Annotated in this window: 14 protein-coding genes; 10 read left to right on the top strand and 4 right to left on the bottom strand. The window is 71.2% G+C overall.

Going from position 1 to position 13,109, the window contains the following annotated elements:
• Nucleotides 1–167 precede the first annotated feature (167 nt).
• The gene (locus ACWDN5_RS29200) at nt 168–1,415 is read left to right on the top strand and encodes an MFS transporter (protein ID WP_449678529.1); all 1,248 of its coding nucleotides are present in this window, start codon (nt 168–170) and stop codon (nt 1,413–1,415) included.
• Here the strand turns inward: ACWDN5_RS29200 and ACWDN5_RS29195 are convergent.
• Complete coding sequence (locus tag ACWDN5_RS29195; protein WP_449678528.1) at nt 1,412–2,437, bottom strand: Shedu anti-phage system protein SduA domain-containing protein; 1,026 nt, start codon at nt 2,435–2,437, stop codon at nt 1,412–1,414. The two genes, ACWDN5_RS29200 and ACWDN5_RS29195, sit on opposite strands and share 4 nt — an antisense overlap.
• A gap of 297 nt (nt 2,438–2,734) precedes the next feature.
• Between ACWDN5_RS29195 and ACWDN5_RS29190 the strand changes: the two genes are divergently transcribed.
• The 9 genes from ACWDN5_RS29190 (at nt 2,735) to ACWDN5_RS29150 (ending at nt 10,956) form a co-directional block, all read left to right on the top strand.
• Nucleotides 2,735–3,715, top strand: coding sequence for an ABC transporter substrate-binding protein (locus tag ACWDN5_RS29190; protein WP_449678527.1), 981 nt, complete (start codon nt 2,735–2,737; stop codon nt 3,713–3,715).
• Nucleotides 3,716–3,940: 225 nt separating this feature from the next.
• Nucleotides 3,941–4,732 carry an ABC transporter ATP-binding protein gene (locus ACWDN5_RS29185; RefSeq protein ID WP_449678526.1) on the top strand — a complete coding sequence of 264 codons (792 nt, stop codon included), beginning with the start codon at nt 3,941–3,943 and terminating at the stop codon, nt 4,730–4,732.
• Nucleotides 4,725–5,432 (top strand): ABC transporter ATP-binding protein, encoded by a 708-nt coding sequence (locus ACWDN5_RS29180; protein WP_449678525.1) that lies wholly within the window; start codon nt 4,725–4,727, stop codon nt 5,430–5,432. Before ACWDN5_RS29185 ends, ACWDN5_RS29180 begins: the two co-directional genes overlap by 8 nt.
• Nucleotides 5,433–5,461: 29 nt before the next feature.
• Nucleotides 5,462–6,313, top strand: coding sequence for a branched-chain amino acid ABC transporter permease (locus tag ACWDN5_RS29175; RefSeq protein ID WP_310975910.1), 852 nt, complete (start codon nt 5,462–5,464; stop codon nt 6,311–6,313).
• Nucleotides 6,310–7,380 carry a branched-chain amino acid ABC transporter permease gene (locus ACWDN5_RS29170; RefSeq protein WP_310975911.1) on the top strand — a complete coding sequence of 357 codons (1,071 nt, stop codon included), beginning with the start codon at nt 6,310–6,312 and terminating at the stop codon, nt 7,378–7,380. The genes ACWDN5_RS29175 and ACWDN5_RS29170 overlap by 4 nt, the downstream gene beginning before the upstream one ends.
• On the top strand, nt 7,367–8,680 hold the full coding sequence (locus ACWDN5_RS29165; protein WP_310975912.1) for an ABC transporter substrate-binding protein: 1,314 nt from the start codon (nt 7,367–7,369) through the stop codon (nt 8,678–8,680). Before ACWDN5_RS29170 ends, ACWDN5_RS29165 begins: the two co-directional genes overlap by 14 nt.
• Before the next feature lie 59 nt (nt 8,681–8,739).
• Nucleotides 8,740–9,306: a TetR/AcrR family transcriptional regulator gene (locus ACWDN5_RS29160; RefSeq protein WP_310975913.1), complete on the top strand. Its 567-nt coding sequence runs from the start codon at nt 8,740–8,742 to the stop codon at nt 9,304–9,306.
• Entirely contained in the window at nt 9,306–9,740 is a 435-nt protein-coding gene (locus tag ACWDN5_RS29155) for an HPF/RaiA family ribosome-associated protein (RefSeq protein ID WP_449678524.1), read from the top strand. Before ACWDN5_RS29160 ends, ACWDN5_RS29155 begins: the two co-directional genes overlap by 1 nt.
• Nucleotides 9,741–9,912: 172 nt before the next feature.
• Nucleotides 9,913–10,956 (top strand): MFS transporter, encoded by a 1,044-nt coding sequence (locus ACWDN5_RS29150; protein ID WP_449678531.1) that lies wholly within the window; start codon nt 9,913–9,915, stop codon nt 10,954–10,956.
• Here the strand turns inward: ACWDN5_RS29150 and ACWDN5_RS29145 are convergent.
• The 3 genes from ACWDN5_RS29145 to ACWDN5_RS29135 all read right to left on the bottom strand — a co-directional run bounded on the left by ACWDN5_RS29145 (nt 10,929) and on the right by ACWDN5_RS29135 (nt 13,041).
• On the bottom strand, nt 10,929–11,126 hold the full coding sequence (locus ACWDN5_RS29145; protein ID WP_310975916.1) for a hypothetical protein: 198 nt from the start codon (nt 11,124–11,126) through the stop codon (nt 10,929–10,931). The genes ACWDN5_RS29150 and ACWDN5_RS29145 overlap by 28 nt on opposite strands.
• A gap of 71 nt (nt 11,127–11,197) precedes the next feature.
• Nucleotides 11,198–11,854, bottom strand: a complete 657-nt coding sequence (locus ACWDN5_RS29140) for a response regulator transcription factor (RefSeq protein ID WP_310975917.1) — start codon at nt 11,852–11,854, stop codon at nt 11,198–11,200.
• Complete coding sequence (locus tag ACWDN5_RS29135) at nt 11,842–13,041, bottom strand: sensor histidine kinase (protein ID WP_449678523.1); 1,200 nt, start codon at nt 13,039–13,041, stop codon at nt 11,842–11,844. Before ACWDN5_RS29135 ends, ACWDN5_RS29140 begins: the two co-directional genes overlap by 13 nt.
• Between the last annotated feature and the right edge of the window lie 68 nt (nt 13,042–13,109).

Below are 13,109 nucleotides of genomic sequence, written 5' to 3'. Positions count from 1 at the left end.
GAGCCGGGCCCGCAAGCTTGCGTAGTCGGCCCGCTCTGCGCGGTGGGTTGCGGGCCCGGCTCAAAGCGATTTTCACGGCCTCAGGCGACGGGATGACCACCCAGCTCCTCCGATGACAAGCTTCCTGCTGCTCACCCGTCATGTATAAGCACTGTTACAATCTCTCCGTGTCTCTGGCCCGCGCCTTCGTCGATCTCGGTCCGCTCCGTGCCTCGCCGCCCTTTCGGCGGCTTTGGCTGGGGCGGGTCTTCTCCGGCTTTGGCTCGCAGATGACCCTTGTTGCCGTCATGTTCCAGGTCTGGGAACTGACTCGGAGCACCCTGTGGACCGGGGCCGTGGGGCTTGCGCAAGCTCTGCCCATTGTCGTCTTCGGTCTGTTCAGCGGGTCGCTTGTGGACCGGGTTGATCGGCGGAAGGTTGCCCTCGTTGCCACCACCGGGCAGGCCGTCTGCTCCATTCTCCTTGCCGTGCAGGGGTTTCTGGGGGACGTTCCGGTTGTTGCGGTGCTGGCACTGGTCGCCGCCCAGTCGTGCTTTGTCGCCTGTGGTGGGCCGGCCGCCCGGACCTTCGTTCCGCGGCTGCTGCCGCCCGGCCAGCTGGCCGCCGGGCTCGCTCTGAACCGGATCGCCTTCCAAAGCGCCATGCTGCTCGGCCCCGCGCTCGGCGGGCTCGTTCTCGGGTGGGTCGGCGTCGGTGGCTGCTACGTCGTCGACGCTCTCACCTTCTGCCTCGCCTTCTACGGCGTCTTCGGCCTGCCCGCGATGCGGCCCGATGGCGAGCCGTCGCGGCCGGGGCTTCGGGGGGTGGTCGATGGGCTTGCCTTCCTCGTGCGGACGCCCGTTGTGCGCGGGGCGTTGCTCACCGATCTCGCCGCCACCGTCCTCTCCATGCCGATCAGCCTGTTCCCGCTCGTCAACGCCGAACGCTTCGCCGGCGATCCGCGCACGCTCGGCCTGTTCCTGTCGGCCATCGCGGTCGGCGGGGTTGTTGCGTCCGTCTTCTCCGGGACCTTCACGCGGCTGCCTCGGCCAGGCCGCGTGATGCTCGCCGGGTCGGCCCTGTGGGGAGCCGCGCTGACCGGGTTCGGCCTGGCGCCGGACCGGTGGCTCGGCCTCGCCTGCCTCGTCCTCGCCGGGGCGGCCGACACGGTCTCCGTGGTCTCGCGCAGTGCGCTCGTCCAGCTGGCCACGCCGGACGCGCTGCTCGGCCGGGTCGCGGCCGCCGAGCAGATCGTCGGCCAGGCCGGTCCGGACGTCGGCAACCTGCGCGGTGGGCTCGTCGCGGGCGCCGTTTCGGGAACCTTCGCGCTGGTCAGCGGCGGGGTGCTGTGCGTGCTGGCGGTGGTGCTCGTCGGCGCGGTGACGCCCGGCCTGCGCCGCTTCTCGACCCCCGCCGAGGCCGCGAACAGCGGTTAGCCCGGCGACGGCGCCAGTTCCAGCGCCTTCTCCGCGCCCTGGATGAGGTCGGCGTAGGTGATCACCTCGACGCGCCCGAGGTGCGCGTTGTACGTCCGGAGCGTGTCGGGGACGTGCTCGCGGGCCTTGGGGTCCGGCACGTGCTGCGGGTCGCCGATGACCACCGTGGCGAACGCGCGGCGGCATTCGATGCCGAGTTTCTCCTTGATCGTGGTGCGTTCTTCGTCGAATTCGCGCAGGTAGTTGATGCTCTGGCCGACCGCCTTGTTCACTTCGGGGCCGACGACGAAGTAGTTCCGGTGGGGGATGACGAGATCCGGGACGCAGGCCCGTTTCAGTTCGACGACGTGGAGCGCGCCGTCGGCGCGGATCAGCGGGACGTCGAGCTGGGTCATCACCGTCAGGTGCCGCCGCTTCGCCTTGTCGACGAACTTTCCACCGAACATCCACCAGCTTTCCTCGAGGATCTTCTGGAATTCGTTCTCCTTGGCCGCCGGGTCCCGGACGACTTCCGAAAGCGCCGTGATGACGTCCCGCTGCTTCGCGGCCTGGATGCCGTCGAGCAGCACCTGCCCGGCGCCGTGCGCGGCCAGGACTCCGGCCGCGTTCGGGGCGTCCGCCAGCGCTTCCGCCAATTGGGCCAATTGGCCCGCGTCCGCTTCGCCCGTCTGGACCTTACGGATGACGGCGGCGAGCGGGACGTCCGGCGCGGGGGTCTCGAAACGGCCCGAGAGGAACCGGTGCAGTTCGGCGATGTCGGCGTCCTCGCACGTCCACCCGCTCGCGCCGGGCCGCAGGTCGAACCCGGAGAAATCGGGTCGCGGTGTCCAGGAATTGACCACCAGGATCAGCTGCCCGTCGCCGCTTTGTTCGGGAACGTAATAGAGGGTCGCGGTTTTGTAGACGTTTTCGCCCCGGTGGACGACCGTGGATTCGACGTGCCGGTAGCCGGGGGGTGTCGATTCTTCGATCCGCCTGATCAACTCGTCGGCGGGATCCGGTTCGCCGGGTGAGGAGGTCACGCCAGGCAGTCGCGCCGCCACTCGGTGGCGTTACGACGATCAGCGCAACCCGAGGTCACTACCTGCGGTGGCAAGATCACGAAACCCGGTCGTGTGACGACGGTTTCTTTCCGGCCCTCCTGACCGTCCTGTCAGTAGGTTACCCGTTCGCCTTCTTGTCACTCTTTCGCGTGAACCTGACGGGACATATTTCTCGGCAACGCATTTGCGGCCCGGGAAATCGTCATCTACAGTCCCGCTGATCACGGCCGAACGAGCCGTATTCCGTGGTCCCCATAATTCTCTCCGAGGAGTGGCATGCTTCATCGCGCCTCGACACGCCGGCTCGCCGTGCTCGCCCTGGCTTTCGCCGTCCTGCTGACCGGGTGCAGCCAGCTCAAGGGCTCCTCCGCTCCCGGTGACGTCGAAAAGCCGTCGATCCGGGTCGCGATCCTCACCACCGTCGACCTCGCGCCGCTCTGGCTGGCCCAGGAGGGCGGGTACTTCAAGGCCGAGGGCCTCGAGGTGCAGACGGACGTCGGCGCCAGCGGGCAGGAGACGCTCAGCCGGATGACGAGCGGCCAGGACGACCTCGCGCTGTCCACCTACACCCTGTTCTTCCTGGCCAAGAGCAGTGGCTCCGCGGACGTGAAGCTGGTGACCGACGGGACGTCGGCGAGCCCGCGCAGCAACGAGGTCGTCACCGTGCCGAACTCGCCGGTCAAGACGGTGACCGACCTCCAGGGCAAGCGGATCGCCATCAGCTCGAAGAACGCCGCTTCGGACGTGCTGACCCGGTCGGTGATGCGCGACCACGGCGTCGACCCCGGCAAGGTGCAGTGGGTGCCGATGCCGCTGTCGGAGATGAGCGGCGCGCTGGCGCAGGGGAAGGTCGACGCGGCCTACCAGCCGGAACCGTTCCTCACCCAGGCCGCCCGGACCGCGGGCGCGTTCCCGGTCATCGACGCCGCCAGCGGCAGCACCCAGAACTTCCCGCTCACCGGCTACGGCGCCACCGCCAAGTGGGTCCAGGACCACCCGAAGACGATGCGGGCGTTCCAGCGCGCGATGCTCAACGCCACCCGTGCCGCGGTCGACCGGGCCCGGATCGAACCGCTGGTCGTCCGCAACGCCAAGGTCGACCAGGACATCGCCAGCCTGATGGTGATGCCCGCCTTCGGGTCGAGCCTGGACGCCCGCCGCATCCAGCGGGTGCCGGACCTGCTGCAGCAGCTGGGTGTGGTCCAGACGAAGCTCGACGCCTCTTCGATGATCGCCCCGCAGACCGGCACCGGCTGAGCCGGCGACCGGTCGCCGGAGGGCGGGTGCGCATCGCGCACCCGCCCTCTTTTCGTCTGTGGCCAAGGGTTTCCGCAAAGGCTGTTATCCCGAAATTTTCAGACCACCGGGTGCCCGTCCGGTTTCGGTGATTCGCACCTTGACACGACCGCCGCCGCAGCCCAGTCTCTTCATACCGACCGCGCGGTACGACGTTGTCCACATGGTGGGATAGGAGAGTCATCGATGGCGCTTCCCGGCGAAGACCTGCTCGTGGTCGACGGCCTCACCGTGCGCTTCGGCGGTCTCACCGCCCTGCACGACGTCCACCTGAGCGTCGACGCCGGCACCGTCGTCGGGGTCATCGGGCCCAACGGCGCGGGCAAGACGACGCTGTTCAACGTCGTCTGCGGCTTCGTACGGCCCCAGGCGGGCCGGGTGCTGTGGCGGGGGCGCCCGCTCGTCCGGCACCGCCCGGAGCACCTCGCGCGGCTCGGGATCGTCCGGACGCTGCAAGGCCTCGGGCTCTTCCCCGGCCTGACGGTCCTCGAGAACGTGATGGCCGGCGCGGGCCGGCACGCCCGGACCGGCGCGTTGCCGGCCCTCGTCGGCGCCGGCCGCTCGGCCCGCGACGAAGCCGAGCTGGCCGGGCGGGCCCGGGAAACCCTGGGCGAACTCGGGATCGCCGACCTCGCCGGCCGGCTGCCCGGCGTGCTGCCCTACGGCGTGCGGAAACGGGTGGCGCTCGCGCGGGCCCTGGTGGCCGAACCCGACCTGCTGCTGCTCGACGAGCCCGCGAGCGGGCTGTCGTCCGCCGAGCTCGTCGAGCTCTCGACGCTGATCCTCTCGCTGCGGCGGCAGATGGCGGTGGTGCTGGTGGAACACCACATGGACCTGGTCATGCAGGTCTGCGACCAGGTGGTGGTGCTGAACTTCGGCGAGGTGATCGCGACCGGGCCGCCGGCGCTGATCCAGGCCGACCCCCGCGTGGCCGAGGCCTACCTCGGCGACCCCGCCGAGGAGGCGTCCGGTGCTTGAGATCGAAGACCTGTCCGTGGCCTACGGCGCGGTCCGCGCGCTCGACGGCGTCGGCATCACCGTCGAACGCGGCGGGATCACCGCCGTGCTCGGTGCGAACGGGGCCGGGAAGACCACCCTGCTGCGCACCATCAGCGGCCTGCACCCCGCCCGCGGCGGTCGGATCGCCTGGGACAAGAAGGACCTCACCGGGCTGGCGCCGGACCGGATCGCCCGCGGCGGGGTGGCGCACGTGCCCGAAGGCGGCGGCGTCATCACCGAGCTGACCGTCGACGAGAACCTCCGGCTGGGCGCGCTGTGGCGGCGGGACCGCGCCGACCGGGCCGCCGCCCGCCGAGAGATGTACGAGCTTTTCCCGGCCCTGGAAGAACGTTCGGCGAAACCCGCCTCGACGCTCTCCGGCGGCGAACGGCAGATGCTCGCCATCGGCCGGGCCCTGATGAGCCGGCCGTCGCTGCTGCTGCTCGACGAACCTTCGCTCGGCCTCGCGCCGCTGATCACCGCCCGGATCATGGGCATCCTGCGCGACCTGCGGGCCTCCACCGGGCTCACCGTCGTGCTCGTCGAGCAGAACGCGCACTCCGCGCTGTCCATCGCCGACCGCGGGTACGTCCTCGCGCTCGGCCGGGTGGTGGCCGTCGACACCGCGGCGGAACTGCTGGCCGACGACGGCCTCCGCCACGCCTACCTGGGTTTCTGACCGTCCTAATTGGAGGTGAACGGTCCGGTATGCAGGACTTCTTCGACCTGACCCTCGGCGGGATCTCGGCCGGCGCGGTGTACGCGGCGCTCGGGCTCGCCCTGGTCATCATCTACCGGGCCACCCGGGTGGTGAACTTCGCGCAACCCGCCCTCGCCCTGATCTCCACCTACCTCGCCTACTCGGTGACGAAGGCGACCGGCAGCTACTGGCTCGGGTTCGCCGTCGCGATCGTCGCCGGGACGCTGCTGGGCGTCGCCACCGAACGGCTGCTCATCCGGCCGCTGCGGCACCGCTCCGAGCTCAGCTCGATCATCGTCACGCTCGGGCTGCTGCTGGTGCTGCAGGCGGTCGCGGGCATGATCTGGTCCAACGAGCCGCTGGCGTTCCCGTACGCCTTCGACTTCCGCGGCCGGTTCTCCGCCAACGACCTGTTCGTGGTGCTCGTCGTCGTCGCCATCGCCGCGCTGGTGCTGGTGGTGTTCAAGTACACGCCGCTGGGCCTGCGGATGCGGGCGGCCGCGTTCGCCCCCGAAGTGGCGCGCACCCTCGGCGTCCGGGTCGGGCTGATGCTCACCGCCGGCTGGGGACTGGCCGCGGCCGTCGGCTCGCTGGCCGGGCTGCTGGCCACCCCGCCGTTCCTCTTCCCGAACGTGCTGGACGGCGTCTTCGTGTACGCGCTCACCGCGGCGGTGCTCGGCGGCCTCGACAACCCCTTGGGCACCATCGCCGGCGGGTTCGTCCTCGGCGTCGGACTGTCCTATGTGTCCGGCTACTTCGGACCGGAGATGGTGACGATCGCCGCGCTCGCCATCCTGGTGGTCGTGCTGACGCTGCGGCCCAGCGGACTGTTCGGCCGGGCCAAGGTGAGGCGGGTATGAGCGTGCGCACCGAACCACCCGAGGTCCTGGTGGCCGCCGAGAAGAAACGCCGGACGATGCCGCCGCTGCTCGTCCACGCGCTCGCCGCGCTGGGCGCGTTCGCGGTGGTCGTGCTGCTGACCCTGGTCACCGACGAGTTCACCAACCTGCGCCTCGCGACCATCGGGTACTACCTGGTCGCGGTGGCCGGGCTGACCCTGCTGACCGGCCTCACCGGGCAGGTGTCGCTGGGGCACGGCGCGTTCATGTTCATCGGCGCCTACACGGTGGCGCTGCTGGTGAAGCACGTGCCGTCGTTCCCGTTGTGGGCCGACCTGCTGCTGGCCGCGGCCGCCGGCGGGCTCGCCGGGCTGCTGGCCGGCGCGGCGGCGGCCCGGCTGCGCGGCCCCTACCTCGCCGGGGCGACCCTGGCGCTGGCCGTCGGGCTGCCCGCGCTGACCCGGAAGTTCCCCGACTTCCTGGGCGGCAGCAACGGGCTGAACTTCACCGTCCACAGCAGACCGGCCGGTGTCGGCGTCCCGGAACTGCGCTGGCAGACCTGGATCGTCTGGCTCAGCGTGCTGCTCGCGCTGGTGCTGGTGGTGAACATCGTCCGCGGCCGGCTCGGCCGGGACTTCCGCGCGGTCCGCGACGACGAGGTCGCCGCCGCGCTGAGCGGGATCGCCGTCGGCCGCACGAAGATCCTCGCCTTCCTGGTCAGCGCGGTGTGCGGTGGGCTCGCCGGTGGCCTGCAGGCGTTCCTGCTGGGCACCGCCGCACCCGGCTCGTTCACGCCCGCGCTGTCGCTGAGCCTGCTGGCCGCGGTGGTGCTGGGCGGGCTCGGGTCCCTGTGGGGCGCGCTGTGGGGCGCCGTCGCGCTCGTGTACTTCCAGGCCTGGTCCGAGGATCTCGCCGACGTCCTGCACCTGAACACCGACGTGGCCAACAACCTCCCGCTCGCGGTGTACGGCGTGATCCTCATCGTCGTCGTGCTCGCCTTCCCGCGCGGCATCCAGGGCGGTTTCCGGAAGCTGCGCGGACTTCTCCGCCGACCCGCCGAAAAGAAGGAGAACCATGAGAACCACTAGGTACGGCGCGGGGTTCCTCGCCCTCGCCCTGACGCTGACCGCGTGCGGCGGCGCGGGGGAAAGCGACGGCGGCGGGCAGCAGGCCGCCGATTCGGCGGTCGGCGTGACGAAGGACGCCGTCGTCATCGGCACCCACCAGCCGCTCACCGGCCCGGCCGCGCCCGGCTACAGCAAGATCTCCGTCGGGGCCCGCGCGGTCTACCAGGCGATCAACGACGGCGGCGGGATCAACGGCCGCAAGATCGACTACAAGGTGGAGGACGACGGCTACAACCCGACGAAGACCGTCGAGGTCGTCAAGAAGCTCGTGCTGCAGGACAAGGTCTTCGCGATCGTCGGTGGCCTGGGGACGCCGACGCACTCGAAGGTCGTCGAGTATTTGAACTCCGAAGGCGTCCCGGACCTGCTGGTGTCCTCGGGCGCGCTCGCCTGGGACAACCCGCAGAAGGCGCCGATGACCTTCGGGTACCAGGTGGACTACACCCGCGAAGGCAAGATCCAGGGCAAGTACGTCAAGGACACCTTCGCGGGCAAGAAGGTCGGCTACTTCACGCAGAACGACGACGTCGGCCGCGACACCCAGGCCGGGCTCGACCAGTTCGTCAAGGACCAGGTCGTCGCCAAGCAGGGCTACGACAGCGCGAACACCGACGTCACGCCGCAGCTGTCCGCGCTCAAGGCGGCCGGGGCCGAGGTCGTGGTTTGCGCGTGCATCCCGGCGTTCACCGCGCTGTCCATCCTGGCCGCGGCGAAGATCGGGTACAAGCCGCAGTTCGTGGTCAGCAGCATCGGCGCGGACCCGGCGACGCTGTCCGGGCTGCTGCAGGACTTCGCCAAGCGCGGCGGCGCCAGCGTCTCCAGCGGGCAGCTGCTGGCCGGCCTGATCGGCACCGGGTACCTGCCCGACGTCGCCCAGACGTCGGACCCGTGGGTCGCCTACTTCAAGGGCATCCACGACAAGTACATCGCGAAGGAGCCCTTCACCAACACGGTGCTGTTCGGCATGGTGCAGGCCTACACGTTCGGGCAGGCGCTCAAGGCGGCCGGGCCGGACCCGACGCGGCAGAAGGTCGTCGACGCGATGAGCTCCGGCGCGCTGAAGGGGCCGGGCTTGACCCCGTTCGGGTTTTCGAAGGACTCGCACGCCGGCTACACGGGCGCGTACGTGTTCAAGATCAACCCGGACACCACGACGACGGTGCTCCAGCCACCGGCCGTCACCGACCGGGGGACGGGCGCGATCACGCCGTACTCCGGTGAGCGGGCCACTCCCGAGCAGGTCAACCTGGTGAGCAAGTGACGTCCGGGCCGGCTCGTGGGTGCCACGGGCCGGCCCGTCCGCTCACATAGGGTGGCGACATGAGTGTCAGGGAGAAGGTCGTGCGGGCGGCGGTGCGGCTGTTCGCCGAGAAGGGCTTCGAGGCGACGACGGTCCGCGAGATCGTCGAGGAAGCCGGCGTCACCAAGGGCGGGCTGTACCACTACTTCGAGTCCAAGGACGACCTGCTCTTCGAGATCTACGCGGCGATGCTGCGGATGCAGACGCGGCGGATGGTGACGATCGCCGAGTCGGACCTGCCGCTGCCCGAGCGGCTGCACGCGATCATCGCCGACGTCGTGGTCACGAGCATCGCCGACCTCGACGCGGCGACGGTGTTCTTCCAGTCGTTCCCGCTGCTGGAGAAGTCCAAGCAGGTCCAGGTGCGCGCGGAGCGGCGGACGTACCACGAGCGGGTGCGCGACCTGGTCGCCGAGGGGCAGCTGTCCGGGGTCTTCCGCGCGGACGTCCCGGCCGACCTGGTGATCAACTACCACTTCGGCGCGATCCACCGGCTGGGGATGTGGTACCACCCGGAGGGGGAGCTCTCGGGGGAGCAGGTGGGGAAGCACTTCGCGGACCTGATGCTGCGCAGCCTCCGTCCATAGTGGACCGGTTTGACTTCGCCGCCGCCGTGGTACTGATCGGGATCATCGTTGTCTCGCCGAGGAGGGTGCTCGTGCAGATCCAGGTCAACACCGACCACAACGTCCACGGTGGCGAACGGCTGGCCGCCTACGTGACCACCGACCTGGAACAGGGCCTGTCCCGGTTCGGCGGGTGGCTGACCCGGGTGGAGGTGCACCTCAGCGAAGACGGCGGCGCCGAGACGGAAGACAAGAAGTGCGTGATCGAGGCCCGGCCCAGCGGCAAGCAGCCGGTGGCGGTCACCCACCACGCGGCCACGGTAGACGACGCCTACGCCGGGGCGACGCACAAGCTGGTGCGCGTGCTGGATTCCCGGTACGAACGCGCCCACGACCACAAGGGCAGTGACAGCATCCGGCACATGCCCGCGCCGGAAGACCCCGTGATCGGCTAGTCTCGAAGCCGTGTCGAGCCCCGAAGCGTCCAGGACCGGGCTGCCGGTCTTCCCGGCGGCCCGATAACCCCCCGTTCCCGGGTTGCCGGGTGACCACGAAATCGTCCTGCCGATCTCGTGATCTCCTGGAGCTTCCGTGCCCCTGTACCTCCTCGCCCTGGCCGTGTTCGCCATGGGCACGTCCGAATTCATGCTGGCCGGGCTGGTGCCCGGCATCGCCGCCGCCTTCGCCGTCCCGGCGGCGCAGGCGGGGTACCTGACCTCCGCCTTCGCCGCCGGGATGGTCGCCGGCGCACCGCTGATGGCGGCCCTGTCCCGGTCCTGGCGGCGGCGGACGGCACTGCTGTGCTTCCTGGCGCTCTTCGCGCTGACCCACGTCGTGGGCGGGCTGACGACGTCGTTCGCCGTCCTGCTCGCCACGCGGGTGCTGGCCGCGGTGGCGAACGCCGGATTCCTCGCCGTGGCCCTGACCGCGGCGACCGGTTTCGCGCGCCCCGGCCGCGCGCTCGCCGTCCTGCTGAGCGGCACGACGGTGGCGTGCGTCGCCGGAGTGCCCGGTGGAGCGCTGCTGGACGCGGCGTTCGGCTGGCGGTCGGCGTTCTGGGCGGTGGCGGCACTGTGCCTGCCCGCGTTCGCCGCGGTGTGGTCGATTCCGGACACCGTGGCGGGCGAGCGGCCGGTCGGGTTGCGGGCCGAGCTGGCGGAGTTGCGACCGCTGGCCGGGGTGCTCGCCGTCGCGGCGCTGGTCAACGCGGCCACGTTCGGGGTCTTCACCTACCTGGCGCCGGTGGCCGCCGGTGTCGCTCCGGTACCGGTGGTGCTCGGTGCGTTCGGGGTGGGGTGCTTCGCCGGGATCACCGCGGCCGGGCGGCTCGCCGACCGGTGGCCCGCACGGGTGGTGCCGGCCGGTGGGCCGCTGCTGCTCGCCGGGTGGCTCGCGGCGGCCCTGGCCGGGCCGGTCCCGGCGGTGCTCGTCACGCTCGCGTTCACGCAAGGCGCGTTGTCGTTCGCGGTCGGGGGCACGGTGATCGCCCGGATCCTGCTGCTGGCGGAGGGCGCTCCGACGATGAAGGGGTCCTACGCGACCGCTGCGCTGAACGTCGGCGCCACGGCCGGCCCCGCGCTGGCCGGGGCGGTGGCGAACCCCTTCTGGCCCGCGGCGGCGCTGGTGGCGGGGGCGCTCGCGACCTACGCCTGCCTGCGCCGCCGGACGTAGTGGGTGACCAGGCCCGCGATCGCCGCGACCGCGATACCGCCCGCGATCGTCCGGGGCAGCAGATCCAGCCCCACGAGGAGGCCGCCGGCGTTGACCGTGGCACTGATCACCAGCACCAGCCACAGCAGGACCGGGGTGGAGGGACGCGTCGAAACGTTGTCGTTGTTCATGACGCCAACGCTAAAGAACCGCCGCCACCACGGAAATGCCGTGCGCACCCGGATGCGGGGTAGTGCCTGCGCTACCCCGCATCCCGGCCGAGGTACGCCAGCACCGCCAGCACCCGGCGGTGCCCGGCGCCCTCGTCGGACGGCAGGCCCAGCTTCGCGAAGATGTTCCGGATGTGCTTCAACACCGCGCCGTCGCTGACGACCAGCAGCTCCGCGATGGTGCCGTTGTTGTAACCCTCGGCCATCAGCGCCAGCACTTCACGCTCCCGCGCGGTCAACGCCGCCAAGGGATCGGCCGCGCGCCGGCGGGCCATCAGCTGGGCGATCACCTCCGGGTCCATCGCCGTGCCGCCCTTCGCCACCCGCTCGAGGGCGTCCAGGAACCGCTCGACCTTGCCGACGCGCTCCTTGAGCAGGTAACCCACCCCGCCGACGCCGTCGGCCAGCAGCTCGACCGCGTAGCTCGTCTCCACGTGGGCCGACAGCACCAGCACCGGCAGCGCCGGGTGGATCTCGCGGGCCCGGACGGCCGCGCGCAGGCCCTCGTCGCGGTGGGTCGGGGGCATGCGGACGTCCATCACGACCGCGTCGGGCCGGTCGCCCTCGACGAACGCCAGGAAGTCCTCGGCGTTGTCGACCGCCGCCGCCACTTCGATGCCCGCCGTCTTCAACAGCAGGGCGAGGCCTTCGCGCAGCAGCGCGTCGTCCTCCGCGATCACGACCCGCATGGCAGCTCCACTCGCAGCACGGTCGGCCCACCGGGTGGGCTGGTCAGGGTGAGGGTTCCGTCGAAGGCTTCGGCGCGGCGCCGGATGCCGGCCAGCCCGCTGCCGTCCGACTCGACCGCGCCGCCGCGGCCGTCGTCGCGGATTTCCAAGTACAGCAACGACGCCGTGCCGCCGAGCCGGATGTCCACTTTGGACGCGTCGGCGTGCTTGGTGACGTTGGCCAGCGCCTCGGCGACGACGAAGTACGCCGCGGCCTCGACCGCGGCCGGGCGGCCCGCCTCGTACTCGACGTCGACCGCGGCGGGCACCGGGCAGCGCTCGGCGAGCGCCCGCACCGCCCCGGCCAGGCCGCGTTCGCTCAGCAGCGGCGGGTAGATGCTGCGGACGACCGTGCGCAGCTCGGCCAGCGCGTCGGTCGCGGTGTCCTGGGCCTTGACCAGCAGGTCGCGCGCGGTCGCCGGGTCCCGGTCGTACAGCTGCCCGGCGATGCCCAGCTGCAGCACGACCGCCGCGATCCGGGCCTGCGTGCCGTCGTGCAGGTCACGCTCGATGCGCCGCAGCTCGGCGCCGTGGGCCTCCAGCGCCGCCGCCCGGGTCGCGGTCAGCTCGGCGACCCGGTCCGCCAGCACGACGCCGGGCGCGGGCCGCAGCAGCCGCTGCGCGAGCCCCGCCTTCCACCGGGCGATGCGCGGCATCAGGAGGAACAACGCCAGCATCGCGACCCCGCTGAGCACGCTCAGCCCCGCCGTGGGCCACGAGTTCACGACCACGCCGAGCTGGCCTTCGATGCCGCCGGGCACCCACGGCCAGACGACGGCGAAGACGAACTGCTGGAGCGCGCTCACCGGCAGGCCGAACGACAGCACACCCAGGATCGTCCCGGTCGCCGCGTGGAGGCCGAGCCACGCGAGGTCGCGGCGGGTCGCCGGGTCCTTCAGCGGGGAGCCGTCGCGGTACGGCTCGGGGATCGGCTCGCCGAGGTGGCGCGCGGCCTGGCGGCGATCCACCCCGACCGGCCACCGGGACAGCCGGATCATCGGCGCCAGCGACGGGATCCCGACGCCGAACGGGCACAGCAGGACCACGGCGAACAGCCCGGTCAGGGCGAACATCGACAGCAGCGACGTGCCGGCGCCGACCACGAGGTAACGAACCGCCGACCAGCACTCGCGCAAGCGGGTCGTCACGGCCACAGTGTCCCACCCCACCCCCGGGGTAGTGCTGGCGCTACCCCGCATCCACCTCCCCACAGGAT

The organism is Amycolatopsis sp. NPDC003731 (genome assembly GCF_053586895.1).
The sequence above is the reverse complement of the archived record's forward strand: the minus strand, read 5'-3'. Positions and strand labels throughout refer to the sequence as shown.

Coding starts and splice junctions, on each gene's coding strand:
- ACWDN5_RS29140 (WP_310975917.1), bottom strand. CDS start 11,854: ATGCGGGTCGTGATCGCGGAGGACGACGCGCTGCTGCGCGAAGGCCTC.
- ACWDN5_RS29160 (WP_310975913.1), top strand. CDS start 8,740: ATGAGTGTCAGGGAGAAGGTCGTGCGGGCGGCGGTGCGGCTGTTCGCC.
- ACWDN5_RS29185 (WP_449678526.1), top strand. CDS start 3,941: ATGGCGCTTCCCGGCGAAGACCTGCTCGTGGTCGACGGCCTCACCGTG.
- ACWDN5_RS29175 (WP_310975910.1), top strand. CDS start 5,462: ATGCAGGACTTCTTCGACCTGACCCTCGGCGGGATCTCGGCCGGCGCG.
- ACWDN5_RS29165 (WP_310975912.1), top strand. CDS start 7,367: ATGAGAACCACTAGGTACGGCGCGGGGTTCCTCGCCCTCGCCCTGACG.
- ACWDN5_RS29170 (WP_310975911.1), top strand. CDS start 6,310: ATGAGCGTGCGCACCGAACCACCCGAGGTCCTGGTGGCCGCCGAGAAG.
- ACWDN5_RS29145 (WP_310975916.1), bottom strand. CDS start 11,126: ATGAACAACGACAACGTTTCGACGCGTCCCTCCACCCCGGTCCTGCTG.
- ACWDN5_RS29190 (WP_449678527.1), top strand. CDS start 2,735: ATGCTTCATCGCGCCTCGACACGCCGGCTCGCCGTGCTCGCCCTGGCT.
- ACWDN5_RS29150 (WP_449678531.1), top strand. CDS start 9,913: ATGGGCACGTCCGAATTCATGCTGGCCGGGCTGGTGCCCGGCATCGCC.